The sequence below is a fragment of the Tsuneonella sp. CC-YZS046 genome, from assembly GCF_035581365.1.
Lineage (GTDB): Bacteria > Pseudomonadota > Alphaproteobacteria > Sphingomonadales > Sphingomonadaceae > JAWKXU01.
Window position 1 is genome coordinate 1,231,152 of record NZ_CP141590.1, and the last position, 18,335, is coordinate 1,249,486.

17 protein-coding genes, 1 tRNA gene and 1 pseudogene are annotated in these 18,335 nt (G+C 59.9%); 14 read left to right on the forward strand and 5 right to left on the reverse strand.

All coding sequences use genetic code 11. The features are described 5' to 3' along the window. Positions 1 to 19: 19 nt before the first annotated feature. A complete protein-coding gene (locus U8326_RS06145) occupies positions 20 to 1,177 on the forward strand; it encodes an acyl-CoA dehydrogenase family protein (RefSeq protein WP_324742974.1) in 1,158 nt (385 codons plus the stop codon). A 116-nt stretch (positions 1,178 to 1,293) separates the two neighbouring features. Here U8326_RS06145 and U8326_RS06150 read toward each other — a convergent pair whose 3' ends face one another. The 4 genes from U8326_RS06150 to U8326_RS06165 form a co-directional block, all read right to left on the reverse strand. Beyond that, on the reverse strand, positions 1,294 to 4,392 hold the full coding sequence (locus tag U8326_RS06150) for a type III restriction-modification system endonuclease (RefSeq protein ID WP_324742975.1): 3,099 nt from the start codon (positions 4,390 to 4,392) through the stop codon (positions 1,294 to 1,296). Between the two features lie 20 nt (positions 4,393 to 4,412). Continuing rightward, positions 4,413 to 4,979 carry a hypothetical protein gene (locus U8326_RS06155; protein WP_324742976.1) on the reverse strand — a complete coding sequence of 189 codons (567 nt, stop codon included), beginning with the start codon at positions 4,977 to 4,979 and terminating at the stop codon, positions 4,413 to 4,415. Positions 4,980 to 5,084: 105 nt separating this feature from the next. Then, a complete protein-coding gene (locus tag U8326_RS06160) occupies positions 5,085 to 6,977 on the reverse strand; it encodes a site-specific DNA-methyltransferase (protein WP_324742977.1) in 1,893 nt (630 codons plus the stop codon). Positions 6,978 to 7,151: 174 nt separating this feature from the next. After that, the gene (locus U8326_RS06165; RefSeq protein ID WP_324742979.1) at positions 7,152 to 7,538 is read right to left on the reverse strand and encodes a helix-turn-helix domain-containing protein; all 387 of its coding nucleotides are present in this window, start codon (positions 7,536 to 7,538) and stop codon (positions 7,152 to 7,154) included. Positions 7,539 to 7,638: 100 nt separating this feature from the next. Here U8326_RS06165 and U8326_RS06170 point away from each other — a divergent pair, with 100 nt between their 5' ends. From U8326_RS06170 to U8326_RS06180, 3 genes are read left to right on the forward strand one after another with little or no spacing between them, the layout of a single operon-like run. After that, positions 7,639 to 8,247, forward strand: a complete 609-nt coding sequence (locus U8326_RS06170; RefSeq protein WP_324742980.1) for an FMN-dependent NADH-azoreductase — start codon at positions 7,639 to 7,641, stop codon at positions 8,245 to 8,247. Between the two features lie 34 nt (positions 8,248 to 8,281). Next, positions 8,282 to 8,860: an isochorismatase family protein gene (locus tag U8326_RS06175; protein ID WP_324742982.1), complete on the forward strand. Its 579-nt coding sequence runs from the start codon at positions 8,282 to 8,284 to the stop codon at positions 8,858 to 8,860. 20 nt (positions 8,861 to 8,880) lie between these two features. After that, the gene (locus U8326_RS06180; RefSeq protein ID WP_324742983.1) at positions 8,881 to 9,783 is read left to right on the forward strand and encodes a pirin family protein; all 903 of its coding nucleotides are present in this window, start codon (positions 8,881 to 8,883) and stop codon (positions 9,781 to 9,783) included. Positions 9,784 to 9,829: 46 nt separating this feature from the next. Here U8326_RS06180 and U8326_RS06185 read toward each other — a convergent pair. Further along, a tRNA-Ser gene (locus U8326_RS06185) sits at positions 9,830 to 9,919 on the reverse strand. A 165-nt stretch (positions 9,920 to 10,084) separates the two neighbouring features. On the opposite strand from U8326_RS06185, the gene U8326_RS06190 reads away from it, so the two are divergent. The 10 genes and pseudogenes from U8326_RS06190 to U8326_RS06235 all read left to right on the forward strand — a co-directional run. Beyond that, positions 10,085 to 11,065 (forward strand): lytic murein transglycosylase, encoded by a 981-nt coding sequence (locus U8326_RS06190; RefSeq protein ID WP_324742984.1) that lies wholly within the window; start codon positions 10,085 to 10,087, stop codon positions 11,063 to 11,065. Positions 11,066 to 11,186: 121 nt separating this feature from the next. Then, positions 11,187 to 12,047, forward strand: a complete 861-nt coding sequence (locus U8326_RS06195; RefSeq protein WP_324742985.1) for an SPOR domain-containing protein — start codon at positions 11,187 to 11,189, stop codon at positions 12,045 to 12,047. 117 nt (positions 12,048 to 12,164) lie between these two features. Beyond that, complete coding sequence (locus U8326_RS06200; RefSeq protein WP_324742986.1) at positions 12,165 to 13,244, forward strand: D-alanyl-D-alanine carboxypeptidase family protein; 1,080 nt, start codon at positions 12,165 to 12,167, stop codon at positions 13,242 to 13,244. Next, complete coding sequence (tmk, locus tag U8326_RS06205) at positions 13,241 to 13,879, forward strand: dTMP kinase (protein ID WP_324743538.1); 639 nt, start codon at positions 13,241 to 13,243, stop codon at positions 13,877 to 13,879. Before U8326_RS06200 ends, tmk begins: the two co-directional genes overlap by 4 nt. Then, a complete protein-coding gene (locus tag U8326_RS06210; protein WP_324742987.1) occupies positions 13,876 to 14,832 on the forward strand; it encodes an AAA family ATPase in 957 nt (318 codons plus the stop codon). Before tmk ends, U8326_RS06210 begins: the two co-directional genes overlap by 4 nt. Before the next feature lie 46 nt (positions 14,833 to 14,878). Continuing rightward, positions 14,879 to 16,429 carry a methionine--tRNA ligase gene (metG, locus tag U8326_RS06215; RefSeq protein ID WP_324742989.1) on the forward strand — a complete coding sequence of 517 codons (1,551 nt, stop codon included), beginning with the start codon at positions 14,879 to 14,881 and terminating at the stop codon, positions 16,427 to 16,429. Continuing rightward, positions 16,429 to 17,205: a TatD family hydrolase gene (locus U8326_RS06220; RefSeq protein ID WP_324742991.1), complete on the forward strand. Its 777-nt coding sequence runs from the start codon at positions 16,429 to 16,431 to the stop codon at positions 17,203 to 17,205. The genes metG and U8326_RS06220 overlap by 1 nt, the downstream gene beginning before the upstream one ends. Next, a complete protein-coding gene (locus U8326_RS06225) occupies positions 17,202 to 17,969 on the forward strand; it encodes an MBL fold metallo-hydrolase (RefSeq protein WP_324742993.1) in 768 nt (255 codons plus the stop codon). The genes U8326_RS06220 and U8326_RS06225 overlap by 4 nt, the downstream gene beginning before the upstream one ends. Then, positions 17,966 to 18,136: a hypothetical protein gene (locus U8326_RS06230; RefSeq protein WP_324742995.1), complete on the forward strand. Its 171-nt coding sequence runs from the start codon at positions 17,966 to 17,968 to the stop codon at positions 18,134 to 18,136. Before U8326_RS06225 ends, U8326_RS06230 begins: the two co-directional genes overlap by 4 nt. Before the next feature lie 72 nt (positions 18,137 to 18,208). Beyond that, positions 18,209 to 18,322, forward strand: a pseudogene (locus U8326_RS06235) (transcriptional repressor); the annotation flags it as partial. Positions 18,323 to 18,335: the final 13 nt, after the last annotated feature.

Consider the following 18,335-nt stretch of genomic DNA (forward strand, 5'->3'; position numbering starts at 1 on the left):
GGACCAGAAAGCCAAACGCATGACAATTTCCCAGACGCTGGTCGACAAGGCGCATGATCTCGCAACGATTTTCGCGCAAAGGGCAGGACTGGAGGATGAGCGCCGCGCCCCGCTGGACGAAACGGTCCAGGACATGATCGACAGCGGCATTCTGGCAACGCTTGCGCCTGCCATCTATGGCGGACACGAACAGGACTTCGCCACCGCCGCCCGGATCATCCAGATATTGAGCTCCGCCAACCCCTCGGCGGGTTGGGTCGCGGCATTCTACATCGGCGCGGCGTGGCGGATGAACCTGTTTCCGGAAGAAGCCCAGCGCGAGATTTTCGCGGACAAGCCCTTTGTCCTGAGCGCCGGGCAAGCCGCGCCGCTGCGCGAGGTCATCCGCGTGCCCGGCGGCTATCGCATCAGCGGCCAGACGCCTTGGGGCTCCGGCTCGGTCCATGCGGAGTGGATCGTCTTCATGGGTATCGCGAAAGGCGGCGACGAAGAACCCGCGCCGATGACATTCGTGGTTCCCCGGGCGGAGACGGAAGTGCTGGATACCTGGCACATCGCGGGCATGCGGGGAACAGGCAGCAACGACATCAAGGTCGAGGATGTGTTCGTCCCGCATCACCGTGCCTCCCCCTTCCTCGACGTGCTCGAAGGGACCACGGCCGGGCAGGCGGTCCATGCCAATCCCATGTATCGGTTTCCCTTCATTCCGTTCCTGATGGTGGAAGTGATACCCGTCGTTACCGGGATCATGAGGGGGGCGACGACCGCGTTCGAGGCGCGCGTGCGGGAACGGCAGGGGACGATCAGCGGTGCCAAGGCCATTGCCAAGCAGGCCACGCAGATGCGCCTGGGCAGGGCGCTTGCAACCGCAGACGCGGCGGAGACATTGCTGGTAGACCTGATGGGCGCGCTCAAGCCGCATCCCGGCCAGAGGGACCGGCTATATCGCAATGCGATGAAGATGAAGGGCGCCTATATCACCGACCTCTGCCGCAATGGCGTGAATGACATCGCGAAAGGGATCGGGGGCGATGGCTTTCGCGATCATTCGCCCTTGCAGCGCTACTTCCGGGATATCAATGTCCTGGCGGTCCACGCCTTCCTGGACATCGACACCGCCGCCGAAACGACCGGCTGCCTCCATCTCGGCCTGCCGACAGACGATCCCCTGATTTGAGCTGCGCCGCTGGCTGGATCAGCCCAAAGCCCACCCAACTAGCGCCTGACACCAATGTTGGTTTTCGCCGCACCGCAAAGGATCGAAGGCCATGCCGCCCCTCGATACGGCTGGCATCAAGCAGCCTGGCCGCCCACAATGTCCATAAGCTGCGCATAGTCCGTCACGACATCATACTTCACCTGATCCTGCGCGGCACTTTGACCGATTGTCGCAAAAAATTTCCGCGCGCACTCGATCTTGATCTTCTCGATCTCGCGCAGCCTCATCGAGGACATCGTGCCCTTGGTTTCGGCCACGCAGTAGATGTGCCGAACGCTGCCGGCCCTGAATGAGATGGCCCAGTCAGGATTGTAATCGCCGACGGGTGTGGGAATCAAAAAGCCGCGCGGCAGCTTGGCATAGACAACCACCTCGCTGCTGCCATCCAGCTCCTGCACGAACTCCCTTTCCACGTCCGAATCCGTGATCGCGTAGTCGTAGATGTGGTTCTTGAGTTTCCCTGTGGCCCGGGAAAAATTCTGGCCGGTCTGGTTCGCCGTGAAGATGCCGGCGTCGTATCGCTCCTCCACCTCGTCATATGCCAGACGCTCGATAACCATGGCAGCCTTCTGTTCGGCGATGATGCGCGAGGCCTCGGAGATGAAATGCTCAGGGTTGTTCGCGAACTGCTCGAAAACCGCGGGCGCGATCCGGCCGAGGATGGCCGCCACCGTCTCCCGTGTCAGCTGCGAGTTTTCGGCGAGCTTGCCGACGAGGTCGTATTTCACGAGAGAGTGGAGCGAGCCGCCATGCTCGGTCGTGGTGCCGGTGCCGGTAAAGCCGTCACCGCTGCGAAGCTGGCTGTCGGTCAAACCATCGTTCTGCACGCCGGCCCGAACCGTATACTGCAGCGGAGTAACCCGCAGCTGGCTGTCCAGCGCACCGATGCACTTCCGGATCAGTTCGTCCGGGTCGAACTCTACCCGATAGACCGCCTTGCGATTGATCCGCGCCCAAAGCTCCTGGAACTCCTTCTTCTCGAAGTTCGCATTGAGCGGATTGGTCTTGGGCTTGCGGCCATCATCCACTTTGGGCAACTGAGCGTCGCTGAAGATGCCGTCGATCAGCTGGAACACCTGCCGGGCGTGGGGTTTCAGCCCTTCGGGCAATTCGGCCAATGCACCGGCCGCCTTGGCCTCATGATAGGCGTCTGCGATCCGATCCGCATCGTCCGTATAGTCGTTCTTCAGCAGATAGCGGTAGATCTGCCTGGCCATCGCAGCGGTTACTTCAAGCGGGCCTTGGTCGGTAGCGATCGTCTTGCCCATGAAATAGGCTTCCGTTGCCTGCCGCGGACGCGACGACAGCGTCTCCACGATCTCTTGCTGAAGGCCGGCAACGAAGTCCTTGTAGCTTTCGCTCGCCACCACAGTCAGCACGTTGATGTCATGCACCACGGCCGGATGGTCGATGCGGTCCCCATGCTGGTCGACGCACAGGCGCAGCCCGCGTCCGACTTCCTGGCGGCGCGAAACGGTGTTGTCGCTGTGCTTCAGCATGCACATCACGAAGACGTTCGGGTTGTCCCAGCCTTCGCGAAGTGCCGAGTGAGAGAAAATGAAGCGCATCGGTTCCGCGAACGAAAGCAGCCGCTCCTTATCCTTGAGGATCAGATCGTAGGCATCCACATCGTCGGAATCGACGGAACGGGCGCCCACATCCGGATCTTTCAGGCGGTTGGTCTTCTTGTCGATCGAAAAGTAACCGTTGTGAGTCCTGGCCGCATCGATCCCGGCCAGATAAGCGCGGTAGGCCTCATTGCCGATTGCGAGCTCCGATAGATACTCGGCCTTCAGCAGTTCATACTCCTCCTCGAAAATCCGCGCATATTCGCCCTTTTCATCGGCCTGGCCGTAGTCGCGGTATTTCACCACCTCGTCGATGAAGAACAGCGACAGAACCTTGATCCCCTGGGAGAAGAGCTGCTCTTCCCTGTCGAGGTGCGTCTTGATCGTCTCACGAATCTGGAGGCGGCGGATGTCGCGCTCGGAAACGTCGCCATTGGCTTCACCGGCGTTCAGCACGATGCCATTGGTAAACTCGACGGTGTCGTTGACGGCATCGATCTGGCTGATCGTGAAACCGCGATACTGGTCCAGTTTACGCGACTCCACGAAGAGGTCGTCGCGAAACTTCAGCCGCTTGGGCTTCCGCTTGATTTCGCCGGATTCCAACTTCACCTCCATCTCGATCCGGGCCACCGGAGCCGTCTTCGAGATGTCGATGCCTTCGAGGTAGAGGTAGGCGTTCGTGCCGGCGAGGCCACGGGTCTGGATGCCGCGCACGGCGATCTTCTTCACCAGCTTCTGGTTGTAGGCATCTAGTGCGTCCAGCCTGTAAACCCGGTTGTGCTGGGTGCGGTGAGTGGCAGAATAGCGCAGGATGAACAGGGGCTTGAATTTCGGCAGTGCTTCCATCGTGGCCTTGCCCTCCATTTTCTGGGGCTCGTCCATGATCAGGATCGGCCGGTTCGACGCGATCACGTCGATGGGCTTGCGCGACTGAAAGTCGTCCAGTTCTTCGTAGATGCGGCGGTTGTCCTTGCCGCTCGCATTGAACGCCTGAATGTTGATCACCATCACGTTGATCCCGGCGTCCGAGGAAAAGCTCTCCAGCTCATGCAGGCGCTTGGAGTTGTAGATGAAGAATCGCGCCTTCTTGCCGTAGCTTTCGGCGAAGTGTTCGGCCGTGATCTGCAGCGACTTGCAGACCCCTTCGCGAATGGCGATGGACGGCACCATGATGATGAACTTCGACCAGCCATAGCGCTTGTTCATCTCGAAGATGGTCTTGATGTAGCAGTAGGTCTTGCCCGTGCCCGTCTCCATCTCGACATCGAGGTGAAGGCTGGTGGCGGCCAGCGCGGCGCGCTTGTAGGCGGCCGGAACGGGCACCCGTTCTCCACGGGCATTGAAGGTGGTGAAATCCGTCAGCGATTGGGAGACGGGCAGGTTCTGACGCCGCTGGACCTTCTGGATGTTCTCCAGCACCTGTATGCCGGTCAAGGCGAGGGCGGCGTTCCTGAACCCTTCCTCGAAGGCGCTGGCCTGTTCCTTGCCGCCGGGGTCGATGCGATAGGTCAGGTCCGAGGTCATCGGCTGGCCGGCGAAGCAATCCACTACACCATCGACGGCATTGGTTTGATAAGGCTGGACCTTGAACTTGAGCTTCATTTCTTCCGACTTCCCCAGAATCAGATTTCTCTCTTTGACAAGAGGTATGCGAAGAAGCCCTCCGCACTCCTGAGCTCTTCTGAACTGTCCGAAAACTCAACAAAGTGCTCTACAGAGCCTCGTATCTCGATTTCGGTATGCAGATATTTTCTCAACGGCTCCGGTTTGACGAATATTATTCTCTCACGCGGCTGACTGTAGTGAAGGCAAATCCAGACATCTTTTTCCGGATGGTCCTGGGCATATCGAAGTTTGTCCGGGCGAATCCAATATTTGCCTCCCCGCATGACGTCTGTTCCCGTGACTTCCAACATGCAGTATTCCCGACCCGTATCACGCCCCTTGATAACAAGATCCGGCTTGCCGGATTCATCCGGGTGCTCTGGAATAAATTCATTTGAATCAGCCCCAAAGCCAGTCACGATCACTTCTATCCTTGAAAATTTACTTTCTATGATCTCCTTGACTCGCTCAATTATCAGCTTCTCCTTTTCCCAGGCCTCTTCGCCATATTTGTGCTTCCAGTGAAATTTCTCCAAAGAGATGATCTCGTCACAGGAAATTTCCTGTCCGACATCAAGATTCATCGCGGGAAAGGTTCTTGCCCTTATGCTCGTGCAATACTGATTATCCACGTAAACCCAGTATCGATCCGAACTTTTAATATGCCGGATCTCTGTAATCCTTGGCATCTAGATCACCTTCAGATCTGTCGTTGCTGAGATCTGCCGAAGAATTTGCGCGGCATTGATCTTAACCGCGTCAGAGATGAAGCCGCTATCTCGGAAGACGACTCTCAAAGGCTCGCTCTTGGCAATTTCCTCCACCAAATCCTCAGTCACTCCATCGTCGAAGCAGGCGATCAGCGCGTTGTCGTCGACGAAGAAAACGGTCTTGCCGTGGACAGCCTCGCGGTGGATGGGAAGCGACAGATCGACGCCCCAGTCGACCAGCACCTGGAACAGCAGATCCTCGGGCGTGCGCCCCTCCTTCACATTGTCGATCATGTCGAGCAGGCTGGACTGCTTCAATTCGTCCGGGCGATAATAGACGTCCTTCATGTTTGACGAAGCGATTTTGAACACCCTGAAACCGACGTCGCCGTTCCAGTCGCCGTGGCGCTCGCCTTCCAGAACCTTCTTCCCGGCGCGGCGGATGCGCTCTTTCGTCAAGTCCGAGATGGCCCTGTATCCCTCTTTGAAGGCGTCGGACTCTTCCCCAACAGCCTCCGGCAATTGGATCAAAATATACCGCCGATTGCCCCCATCGGCTGCGTTGCACTCGAATACGGCCTGGGCCGTGGTTCCCGATCCCGCGAAGAAGTCGAGAATGAGCGCATTCTTGCCCGCGCCCTGATCGATGAGCGCGCTGATAAGCTCAACCGGCTTCGGGAACGAGAACAGTTTCCCCTCGAACAGGGACTTCAGCGCTGTCGTGGCGGAACTGTTCATCGGTGAAACGATTGTGCTTTGCCCGCCCCCGCCATTCGGCCTCTCAATCCATGATGAAACAGGTATCGTGGGCTTCACGGCCTCCGATGCGAAGCGCTTGAGCATTGGCACACCCTTGCCGTCCTTCGGGAAGAGAACCCGGCCCTCGGAAATTTTACGCGCCATGGTTGTGCGGCTGTAGGGCCAGTATCTTCCTTTCGGCGGGAGATACTCACGCCCGCTGGCCGGGTCTGTAATCGGATAATGTGTATCCCCGCCAGGCTTCCCGGCGCTCAAATTATCCGAAATCCAGGGGCCACGAGGGTCATTGTCTGGATTAGCGTATTTCTCAAATGTTCTTTGCACACCCTTCAGGATGCCTTTCGACTTGGTGTAGACCAAGACATATTCGTGATCTTCACTCAAGTTGGTAACCGCATCCATCGCTCCGCTTCGACGTTTCCAGACAAAACAGCCGAGAAAATTTTGCCCACCAAAGACCTCTTCGCAAAGTTTTTGCAAATTTGCGCGTTCATTATCATCTATCGAAATGAAAATAATTCCAGTATCGGCAAGAAGCTGCCGTGCAATCCGCAGTCGCGGATACATCATTGACAACCAATCCGAATGAAAGCGCCCGTTTGATTGGGAGTTCGCGACAAGCCTTCCGCCATCCTCATCGACTTGACCGGATCTCTCGAGATAGGCGCTCGAGTTCTCCGAATAATCATCGTGGTAAATCAGGTCGCTTCCCGTGTTGTAAGGCGGATCGATATATATCATGTCCACCCTGCCCAGGTAGGTTTCCCTGAGCAATTTCAGGGCATCCAGATTGTCACCCTCTATGAATAGATTTTTTGTGCTGTTGAAATTCACGCTTTCCGACATGTCCGGGCGCAGGGTTTTTCGTATCGGCGCGTTGGATTCGATGAGCGCCGATGCCTTGCCAGGCCAATTCAGGTGATAGCGCTCACGCGCGCCCTCGATGACATGCCCTTCCAGAACTGTCTTCAGCAGATCGAAATCGATAAGCTGCTGGATCGAGCCGCTTTCGTCCACCGCCTCGGTGGCCAGCTCCGGCATTGCCTCAAGAATTTTCGTTGCAATATCCCGGGACAGTTGAGGGGTTTGCATGTCGAGCTTCTTGATTGTCACGTTTGCACCTTTGATCGGACTTGCGTTACGCGCGTATGGGTTGTGACCAAGGCAATATCCAGCCTCAACCAGCGCCCAGAAAATTCACGATCGTTTGACCTATAGGCCCCGCGCTTCCGATAGGCGAATGCAAGCTGGCTGCGAAGATGGTTGAAGCGATTGTTCCCCCAGCGGCTATCGCCGGTCCGCTTCCCGTGCATCAAAAGCGGCTCTGGCCGCATCGATGTCGGGAATGTGATCCCGCGCCCAAGTGCCAAGCGCCGTCACCGGCTCGATGAGTGAACGCCCCAGCGGAGTCAGTTCATATTCCACACGCGGCGGAGTATCCGGATAGACCGTGCGCTTTACCAACCCATCACGTTCAAGACCTCGAAGACATAGAGTCAACATTCTCTGCGATATTCCATTTACCGCTCTCTTTATATCGGAAAATCTATGCGGCCCATCGGCAAGATACATTACAATCAGGACGCTCCATTTCTCGCCAACTCGGGCAAGAACCTGACTTATTTTCTGGCAGTCGGCGCCATGAATATCTTCAAGGGCGTCGGTTACATCCATAATACCATGTTCCTTATGTGTGCCTTCTTGCGTCAGTTATGTGCAGAGGTTACATTTTTATCCCATGGCACAATCTTAAACCAACAATGGGATATAGACAATGACGCTCCTGCATATCAACTCAAGCATCCTTGGCGAACAATCCGCCAGCCGTCCGCTGACCGCAGCCATCGTCAAGCATCTGACAGACGCCAACCCCGCCACCGAAGTCGTCCATTACGATCTCGCCGCCGAGCCGCTGGGGCATCTTTCCACGGCCGAGTTTCTGGCGCTGCAGGGCGTGGAACCCCAAGACGACGCCACGAAGCGCGACGTTGCCCGCAACGCCAAGGCGCTCGACGATTTTCTCGCGGCCAATGTGGTCGTCATCGGTGCGCCGATGTATAATTTCACGCTGCCCTCGCAACTCAAGGCATGGCTCGATCGGCTCGCGGTGGCGGGCAGAACCTTCCGCTACACGGAAAGCGGGCCGGAAGGACTGGCGGGCGGCAAGCGCGTGATCGTCGCGTCGTCGCGTGGCGGCCTGTATAGCGAGGGCACACCGCAGGCTGCGCTCGACCATCAGGAAACCTACCTGCGCGGCATTTTCAGCCTGTTCGGCATCACCGACATCACTTTCGTGCGCGCCGAAGGCCTGGCGCTGTCGCCGGACAGCCGCACGGCTGCCGTTCAGGCGGCGCTGTCTGAGATCCAGCAACTCGCCGCCTGAGCGGCAAGCGCACCATCCACGCGAAAGAATGGCCATGCACAACAAGGTATATACTCCCGAAAATGCAGCGATGCTGCTGATCGACCATCAGTCCGGCACACTGTCCTGGACGCATTCGCATGACGTCGAAGCAGTGAAGAAAAACGCCGTCCAACTCGCCAGGATCGCAACGGCTGTCGATATGCCGCTGGTGTTGACTTCCAGCATGGAAGAACACGTCCAAGGGCTGTTGATTCCCGAGCTTCAAGAGGCGGCCCCGAAGGCATTTGCCCAGCGCATCAGGCGGGCGGGCATCGTCAACGCGATGCACGACGACAATTTCAACGACGCCGTCAAAGCCACCCGGCGCAAGAAAGTCGTGGTCGCGGGAATCACGACGGAAGTTTGTGTCGTGTTCCCCGTCCTCCAATTGCTTGACGAAGGCTATGAGGTGCAGGTCGTGACCGATGCCTCGTCATCGTTCACCAGGATTGGCGACGATGCAGCCCTCCGCCGCGTGGAACAGGCGTGCGCGGTCATCACCTCGACAGGGCAAATCATTTCGGAACTGGCCGTCGATTGGACCACGCCAAGAGGGCAGGCGCTTGGCCAGCTTCTCGGCCTCGGTGCGTGAGGCCGAAAGGAGTATCCAGAATGACCAATTCCACCGTCGCCAATGACCTCGCTCTCCGGGGCATCACGCGCCGTACGCGGGGCCACGGGCATGGCCCGATCACACGGCTGATGAGCCCTTCCGATCTCGGCCACGTCGTGAAGCCCTTTGTGTTCCTCGATATTTTCGATGCGAACAAGGCGACCATCGGAGCAATGAGCGAAATGCCGCTGCATCCTCATTCCGGGATCGCCACGGTAACGGTCTTTACCGAAGGCTATATGCACTACAATGATCCGGCCATAGGCTCCGGCGTGCTGGAATATGGCGGCGTCGAATGGATGCGCGCCGGAGGTGGCGTCTGGCACGGCAAGGAATTGTCGCCGGGGAATGTCGACCGCATCCAGGGCTTCCAACTTTGGATCGCGTTGCCGCCCGATCTCGAAAACACGGCGCCGGTAAGCAACTATGTCGAGGCCAGGGACATGGCGCGGGCTGGTCCCGCCCATGTCATCCTCGGCAAGTATAAGGGGACCCGAAGCCCCTTGTCGGCGTCCGCGCCCGCGGGCATCAACTACCTGCTTGTCACCTTGCAACCCGGCGAGAAGTGGGCCTATCGCCCGCCGGAAGGCCATGCTGTCGGCTGGCTGGCGCTCGCCAAGGGCAAGCTGCGCGCCGATACGCCAATCGATGCGGGCGAAATGGTCATCTTCGAGCAGGCCGAAACGCCAATCGCACTGGAAGCGGCGGGCGCTGGCGAAGCCGTGTTCGTCCTGGGTTCGGCGGTGCCGCATCCCCATCCGCTGCACCTTGGTTATTATTCCGTCCACACCTCGGCGCAGGCCCTTGCGGCTGGCGAAAGCCGCATCGCGGAATTGGGGCGGAAGCTCCAGGAGGCGGGCGACCGGCGCACGCAATCGGGAACGATTCCGGTATTCCGCTAAATGCAGGAAGGAGCGCCCCAGGACACTTACGACCGGAAATCGGTTTTGGCGGACAGGGTGGGATTCGAACCCACGGTGGGCTTGCACCCACGCCGGTTTTCAAGACCGGTGCATTCAACCACTCTGCCACCTGTCCGCATTGCCGGCTCGCTAGCGTGGCCGAAACGGTTTGTCACCTGTCCCGGTTAGCCCACCGTTCGGACATCAAGGGATTACATGCAAGCGCTGACTGTGACACAATCGCAGGATGAATCGCATAAGAATCCTGGCAGCCGTTTCCGCGCTTTCCCTTTGCCTCCCGATGGGTGGGGCGTCCGCCCAGTCCTCGGGCTATGGCGGCAGCTTTCCTGCCTATCTTCAGCTTCTCTCCGCCCAAGCACGGGCGGAAGGGGTGAGCGAGCGCACGATACAGCAGGTTATGCAGGGGCTTACCCCCAACCAGAGAGTGATCGACCTCGACCGGGCACAGCCCGGTTCACCCACGACCAGCGGCTTTCCGCCCATGGCGCCTTATATTTCCCAGCATGTTGACGCGGCCCGGATCAACGGCGGACGGCGCGTCCTGGCTTCGATCTCGCCGGCCACGGCAACCGCAATCCAGCGTGAATATGGCGTGCCCCTACCGATCGTGGTCGCGATCTTCGGCCACGAAACCAATTACGGGAGCTATACGGGCGATTTCGATCTGGCCCGCTCTCTCGCCACTCTCGCATGGGAAGGCCGCAGGCGCGATCTCTTCGCCAGCGAGTTCATCGCGCTGCTCAAGATGGTCGATCAGGGTGTGCCTCAATATCGGCTGAAAGGGAGCTGGGCCGGGGCCTTTGGCTACCCTCAATTCCTGCCGAGCGTCTATTTGCGCCTGGCTGTCGATGGGGATGGGGATGGCCGGCGCGATATCTGGTCGAGCAGGGCCGATACATTGGCTTCCATTGCGAACTATTTCCGCGATGCGGGCTGGAGGCCCGGGCAGCCTTGGGGCGTTCCGGCCTCTGTTCCTTCGAGCTTCAACCGCAGCGCCGTCCAGACCGGCCTTGCCTCGCCGGTATGCCCGCGCGTCCATATAAGGCTGAGCAAGTGGAAAACGGTGAAGGAATGGCGTGCGTTGGGTATTCAGCCCCAGCGCTATCTGGCTGACAATGTCATGGCGTCCCTGTTCGAACCGGACGGTCCGGGAAAACCTGCATACCTCTTAACCGGGAATTATAGGGTTATCCTCGAATATAACTGCTCGAACTACTACGCATTGTCCGTGGGGTTGCTTGCAGATGAGATTTCGCGTTGATCATTTTTTCGTTCATTCCCTGTCGCTTGGCCTGCTGCTGACGCTTGCGGGCTGCGGCGGCGAGGGCAGGCCGGAGGCCCCCGTGGCGCCTCCGGCGAATGGGCCGGCCGCCGATTATCCCGTGGTGATCGGAGATCCGTTTACCATTGATGGCGTGACCTATACGCCGCTCGACACGCTGAATTACGACGCAGTCGGATATGCGACCCTTGATGGGGAGGCTGGCCCCGGGGTGAGCGCAGCGCATCGCACTCTGCCTTTGCCGAGCTATGTGGAAGTCACATCGCTGGACACGGGTCGCACCATCCTGGTCAGGGTCGAGCGCCGTGGACCGATGGAAGGCCCCTATCTGATCGCCTTGTCCGCGGATGCCGAAAAGCAGCTGGGTTCTTCGGGCAATGCTCCGATACGCGTGCGCCGGGTCAATCCGCCTGAGCAGGAGCGGGCATTGCTGCGGCAGAAAGAAGCCGCTCCCCTGCGAATGGACACGCCGAAATCGCTGGTCGAGGTATTGCGCCGGAAATTGCCGGCAAACCCTGCCTCTTCCGCGACGGCCGAACCGGAAAGGAATGCAGTTCCATTGCCTGGCCCGAGCGCGGTTGAACTGCCGCCCTCGGCCGCCGCCACTCCGGTTCTGGATGAAAAGTCTGGCACCGAGGCACCTCAAGCAGAAGCCGCGCCTGTAACTGCGCCGTCTCCTGTAGCTACGCCTGTGTCTCCTGCAATTACCGAAGGGGACAAGCCGCCGGAAGCGCGCGCAAAACCGACTGTAACCAATGGCTTCATTGTTCAGGTCGGTGCATTTTCAACCGAAGAGCGCGCCAAGCGGGTCGCCGATGCGATCGGCGGCAGGGTGAAGAAAAGCAAGACTTTGTGGCTTGCCCAGACCGGGCCGTTCGCCACGAGGAAAGAGGCCGAAGCCTCCCTCGCCAAGGTTGCGGCCAAGGGTTATAGCGGATCTCGAATCTACCGCACCGATTAGCACCCCGCATCAAGGCGGGGCCTGGGAGAAACCTTGCGCCGCTTCGCCTCGATTTTGCCGATCGCCCTTCTTCTGGTTTCGGGTTTCCCGCATGCAATCGCTGCGGACAAGCACATAGTGCCCGCCCTTCCGGGACCGGAGATACCGGTCGCGCTGCTGGTCGATCAATCCTCGGGGCAGATTCTGTATGCGCGGGAAGCCGACCGCCGCTTCGTTCCGGCGTCGATCACGAAGGTGATGACGCTTTACACCGCATTCGAGCTGATCAAGGCCGGAAAACTGACGGCCAATCAGCACTTCACGGTGAGCGAAACGGCCTTTCGCGAGTGGTCGCGCAAGGGGTCCACCATGTTCCTCGCCAACGGCGCGCAGGTGAGCGTGGATGAATTGCTCAAGGGGATCAGCACCGTCTCCGCCAACGATGGATGCATAGTGCTGGCCGAAGGCGCATTGGGTTCTGTCGAGAAATGGGTCGCGCTGATGAATGCAAACGCCCGTTCACTCGGTATGCGGGACAGCCATTTCGGCACGCCGAACGGGTGGATGGACGACGGATATACCTATGTTAGCGCCCGGGACCTCGTCCGCCTGGCTGACGCCCTGCTCGAACGACATCCCGAGCTGTTTCATCGCTACGTCGGCCACAAGAGCATGCTGTTCAACGGGATCGCCCAGAACAACCATGATCCGATGGTGGGCGTCGTGGATGGGGCCGACGGGATCAAGACAGGTTATACGAGGCAGGCGGGTTACGGCTATCTCGGCACGGCATCCAGAAACGGCCGCAGGCTGCTGATGGTGGTGGCGGGCGCCGACAATCCCGCCAATCGCGCGCGCGCATCCCGCGATCTCATGGAATGGGGGTTTTCCGCTTTCGACAGCAGACGGCTGCTCGCAAAGGGTGACAGCATCGGGCAGGCCAAGGTTCAGGGCGGCGCGGATCGCTCGGTGGGGCTGCTTGCGAGCCGCCCCGTATTCGCCACCGCGCCGCGCGGCTCGCTGGGCGAAGTAAAGCTCGCGATCCATTATCGCGGACCGATCCACGCCCCGATCGCCAAGGGGCAGGAAATTGCGAGCCTGGAAGTCCATATACCGGGGCAGCGCCCCTATTTCGTGCCGCTGGCCGCCGCCCATGAAGTGCCCGGCGCCAATGCCTGGCAAAGACTGCTCAACGGGCTGCTGGGCTTCCTGACCTGATGGCCGGGCGATTCATCACCTTCGAAGGGGGCGAGGGGGCCGGGAAATCGACCCAGGCCCGGCTTCTTGCGGAAGCGCTTGCCGAGCGGGGAATCCAGGTGGAACTGACCCGGGAGCCGGGCGGCACCGCAGGCGCGGAAGCGATCCGCGCGCTTCTGCTGGACCCGCCGGGAGACGGCTGGGACGCTAGGGCCGAAGCGCTGCTGTTCGCCGCCGCGCGCGCCGATCATCTGGCGCGCAGGATCGTTCCCGCTCTCGAAGCCGGGAAATGGGTGGTCTGCGACAGGTTTCTCGATTCCAGTCGCGCCTATCAGGGCGGCGCCGGGGGGCTGGACGACGCCGATCTGATGGAACTCCATCGCATAGGTTCGGGCGGCATCCTGCCGGATATGACCTTCCTCATCGAAGTATCGGAAGACATCGCTTCGGCCCGCCTTGCGTCACGCGATCAAGGCAGGATGGACGCGATCGAGGGGCGCGACCGAACCTACCATGAGAAAGTCGGCGAGACATTCCGGCGGCTGGCGATGCAAGCGCCGGAACGGTTCGTCAGGATCGACGGGAGCGGATCGCTATCCCAAACTCACGGGCAAGTGATGGCCGCCCTGAACCGCTTCGAGGAACTCCAGCGATGAGTTTCGTAGGCCATGACGAGCCCTGGCGCATCTGGCGCGCGGCGCTTTCAGGCGATCGCATGCATCACGGCTGGATTCTGGCGGGCAAGAGCGGCGTGGGAAAGGCCGCTTTCGCGCAAGCCGCGGCGCAGGAACTCGTGCGGGAAGAGGGGGTTCCTCAACCTGCGGGCGAACACCCGGATATTACGCTGCTTACTCATCTTCCCGCCAGCCAGGAGGATGAAAAGAAGCGGGAGGAGGGCAAGCCCTATCAGGTGAAGCGCAGCATCGGCATCGCACAGATTCGCGAGATGCAGCGCCGCCTCGTGACAAGGCCGACGCTGGGGGCCCGTCGCGCGATCATCATCGATCCGGTGGACGATCTGGAGAAGCCCGCCGCCAATGCGCTCCTCAAGAGCCTTGAAGAACCGCCCGCCGGCACATTTTTCCTGCTGGTGAGCCACCGCCCGGGCAGACTGTTGCCCACGATCCGGTCGCGCTGCCGCATCTTGCGCTTTCCCGCGCTTACCGCCCCGCAGATCGACGCCATCCTGCGCGAACAGGCCCCACAGGCCGATTCTGACACCCGCGCGGCCGCGATTGTCGCGGCATCCGGCGCCCCCGGCGCGGCGCTCGATTTCGTGGAGCGGGATCTGGCCGGCCTGCACCGGATCATGCAGCGTATCGCCGCAGAAGGCGATACCCAGTTCCTCTTGCGCGGCAGCCTGTCCGAACAGATCGGTTCGCGACCGGATCGTGAACGCCTGCTGGCCGTGCTCGATCTCGCGCGCGCGGTCGTGGCCAGCGAGCTTTCCACCGCGGAAAGAGGGCGGCGGGCCAGGATCATCGACGCCCACGAGGAGTTGAGCAGGCTTTCCGGGCAGGCACCGATCTACAATTTCGATCCCGCATTGCTTGCAATGGAAATCGGAACCTTGCTCGCCTCGACGGCCCCCGATAGGGAAGCCGCCTGATCAAAGGCCGCATGGCCGGAATTCCTTAGGAAAGGCGAAGGGCCGCATGGCCGGATCCTATTACATCACAACCGCCATCAGCTATCCCAACGGGAAGCCGCATATCGGCCACGCTTATGAAGCGGTCGCCGCGGACGTCATCGCACGTTTCCAGCGACAGCTCGGCTGCAAGGTCCGCTTCCAGACGGGAACCGACGAACACGGCCTCAAGATGGCGCAGAAGGCTCGCGAACTCGAGACCACGCCGCAGGCGCTCGCGGATGAAATGTCTGCCTATTTCATTGCGATGTGCGATGGTTTGAACGTAGGCTATGATAAATTCCTGCGCACGACGGAGCAAGCTCATCACCGCGCAAGCCAGGCGCTCTGGCAAGCGATGGAGGCAAATGGCGACCTCTATCTGGATCGCTATGAGGGCTGGTACTCCGTCCGGGACGAAGCATATTACGACGAAAGTGAGTTGATCGAAGGCGAGGGGGGTGAAAAGCTCTCGCCGCAAGGCACGCCCGTCGAATGGACCGTGGAGGAAAGCTGGTTCTTCCGCCTTTCGGCCTATCAGGAGCGACTCCTGGCGCTATATCGGGACCATCCTGAGTTCATCCAGCCTGACAGCCGCCGCAACGAAATGGTCGCTTTCGTATCTGGTGGCCTCAGGGATCTTTCGATCTCGCGAACCAGTTTCGATTGGGGCGTCCGGGTTCCGGGCAGCGACGAGCATGTCATGTATGTATGGGTCGATGCCCTGACCAATTACCTCACCGGACTGGGCTATCCCGAGCAAACCGAAGATTTCGCGAGCTTCTGGCCGGCGAATCTCCATCTCATCGGCAAGGATATTGTCCGCTTCCATACGGTGTACTGGCCGGCCTTCCTGATGAGCGCCGGGCTACCGTTGCCGAAGACGGTGTTCGGGCATGGTTTCCTGCTGAATCGCGGGCAGAAGGAAAGCAAGTCCCTGGGGAATGTGACCGACCCGATGGAACTGGCCGATCGCTTCGGAGTGGACGTGCTCCGCTATTTCCTGATGCGGGAAGTCGCGTTCGGGCAGGATGGCAGCTATTCTCCGGAAGCGATTGTATTACGATCCAATTCCGAACTGGCGAACAGCTTCGGCAATCTCGCCCAACGCACCTTATCGATGATCTTCAAGAATCTCGGCGGAGAAGTGCCGCCACCCGGCGATGCTCCCGCCGACATCGCGCTTCTGCAGGATATACGCAATGCGGTGGCGGGGGAAATGCGACAGCAATTCGAGAATTTGTCGTTCTCGACCGGCCTCGATGCCTGGATCAAGGCGGTGTTCGCGTGCAACGCCTATGTCGACGAGATGGCGCCCTGGGCGCTTCGCAAGACCGATCCATCCCGCATGGCGCAGGTTCTGGGCACGCTTTATCGTTGCATCATCGACCTTGCGATCGGCCTCATTCCCGTGACGCCGGATGCCGCAAGCAGGCTGCTGGATGCGATGGGCGTGGCTCCCGGCGATCGCGATTACGACTGGATAAGCCGCGGCTCGTCGGGCAATCCTGCGCAACACAGGCTTGAGCAACCGAGCCCGATCTTTCCGCGGCTCGAACTACCTGAAGAGACTGTGTGATGCTGATCGATTCCCATTGCCACCTCGAATATGAAGGGCTTGCCGAAGATCAGGACGGAGTGCTTCGCCGGGCACGGGAAGCAGGCGTCGCCGGCTTCCTGAACATCTCCACGCGCCGCAGCGAATGGGAGCGGGTGATCGGAACGGCCGAGCGGGAAGAGGACGTGTGGGCCAGTGTCGGCATACATCCCCATGAGGCGGATGCCCATTCGCAGATGGCCCTGGAGGCGCTGCTGGAAGCGACCGAGCACCCCCGCGTCATCGGAATTGGCGAAACCGGGCTCGATTATTATTACGAGAAGTCGGATCGGGACGTCCAGAAAGCGCTGTTCCGAACCCATATCAAGGCAGCCAGAAAGACGGGGCTTCCGCTGATTATCCACACGCGCGACGCGGAGGCCGACACAACCGCCATCCTCCGGGAAGAAATGGCAAAGGGCGCGTTCCCCGCCTTGATCCACTGCTTCACCGCTTCAGCCAAATTCGCGCGCAATGTGCTGGAACTGGGGCTGAGCATTTCGCTTTCCGGCATAGTGACCTTCAAGAATGCGCGGGAATTGCAGGATGTGGCCCGCAATCTCCCCGCAGATCGCCTGCTGGTGGAAACCGACGCTCCCTTTCTCGCACCCGTTCCTCACCGGGGGAAAACCTGCGAACCGGCATTCGTGGCGAATACGGCTGCGTTCCTCGCCGAGCTGCGAAGGGAGGACCCGGAGCAAATGGCGGAGATGACAACGAAAAACTTCTACAAGCTGTTCAGGAAAGCGGCTGCGTGAAGTTGATCATGCTTGGTTCGGGCACGTCAACCGGCGTGCCCCGCGTAGGCAATGATTGGGGCGCCTGCGACCCGTCCGAGCCGCGCAACCGGCGGACGAGAGTATCCATCGTGGTAGAAAGCGACGAAGGCTCGCGTCTGCTGGTCGACACTTCGCCGGACTTGCGCAGCCAGCTCCTCGACAATGAGATCGACCGGCTCGATGCGGTTTTCTGGACCCACGACCATGCGGATCATTGTCACGGGATCGATGACCTGCGCGCATTGCGTTACGGCAGAAGCGGGCCATTGCCGGGCTTTGCCGCGGAAGAAACCGTGAGAAGGCTGCGTCAGCGCTTCGGCTATGTCTTTGCGGGGCAATTCGGCTATCCGACCATTGTGAATCTGGATTCGCTGGATCGGTTGCGGATGTTCGCGGGCATTCGCATCGACACCTGCCAAATGGCGCACGGGCCAGCCCAAAGCACGGGATTTCGCTTCGATCAGAATGGAAAGTCTATTGGATATGCCACTGATTTCAGTGAAATCTCCGATAGCATGATCGGTCTTTTTCGCGACATCGGGATTCTCGTAGTCGATTGCTTGCGGCGCGAACCGCATCCGACCCATGCGCATCTTGCGATGGCGCTCGAACTGGCCAATCTATGCGGCGCACGGCAGACCGTGCTGACCCATCTGGACAAGAGCATGGATTATGGCGCGCTTTCGGCGGAAGTGCCCGCGAACGTCTTGGTCGGTTATGACGGATTGAGGCTCCTGGCATGAATGGCAGCGTCTGGATGTCGCTGCTGCTGGTGGCGCTTGCGCTGATATTGCCGATTGCCGCCTTGCGAGACCGAAGACTTCCACAGCGAAAGCTCGTCAAGCTCGGGATCGTATGGCTGGTAATTTTCGTGGGGCTGGCGATTACGATCAAACTCGCCGGGGGATGATCCCGCCGGATATGGCGATACGCTCGAGCGCAACGCCATGAGGCCGGGATGCAGGCAGCATCAGCCGCATCACGAGTGGACCCCGAACTCGAGCAGTTGCAACGTGTGATTGCGGAGAAGCTCGGCTATCGCCTGGTGGACCACCGGCTGGAACTCTACGGCGTGAAACTGGCAGAGAAGGAATGACCGCCAGCGCCGC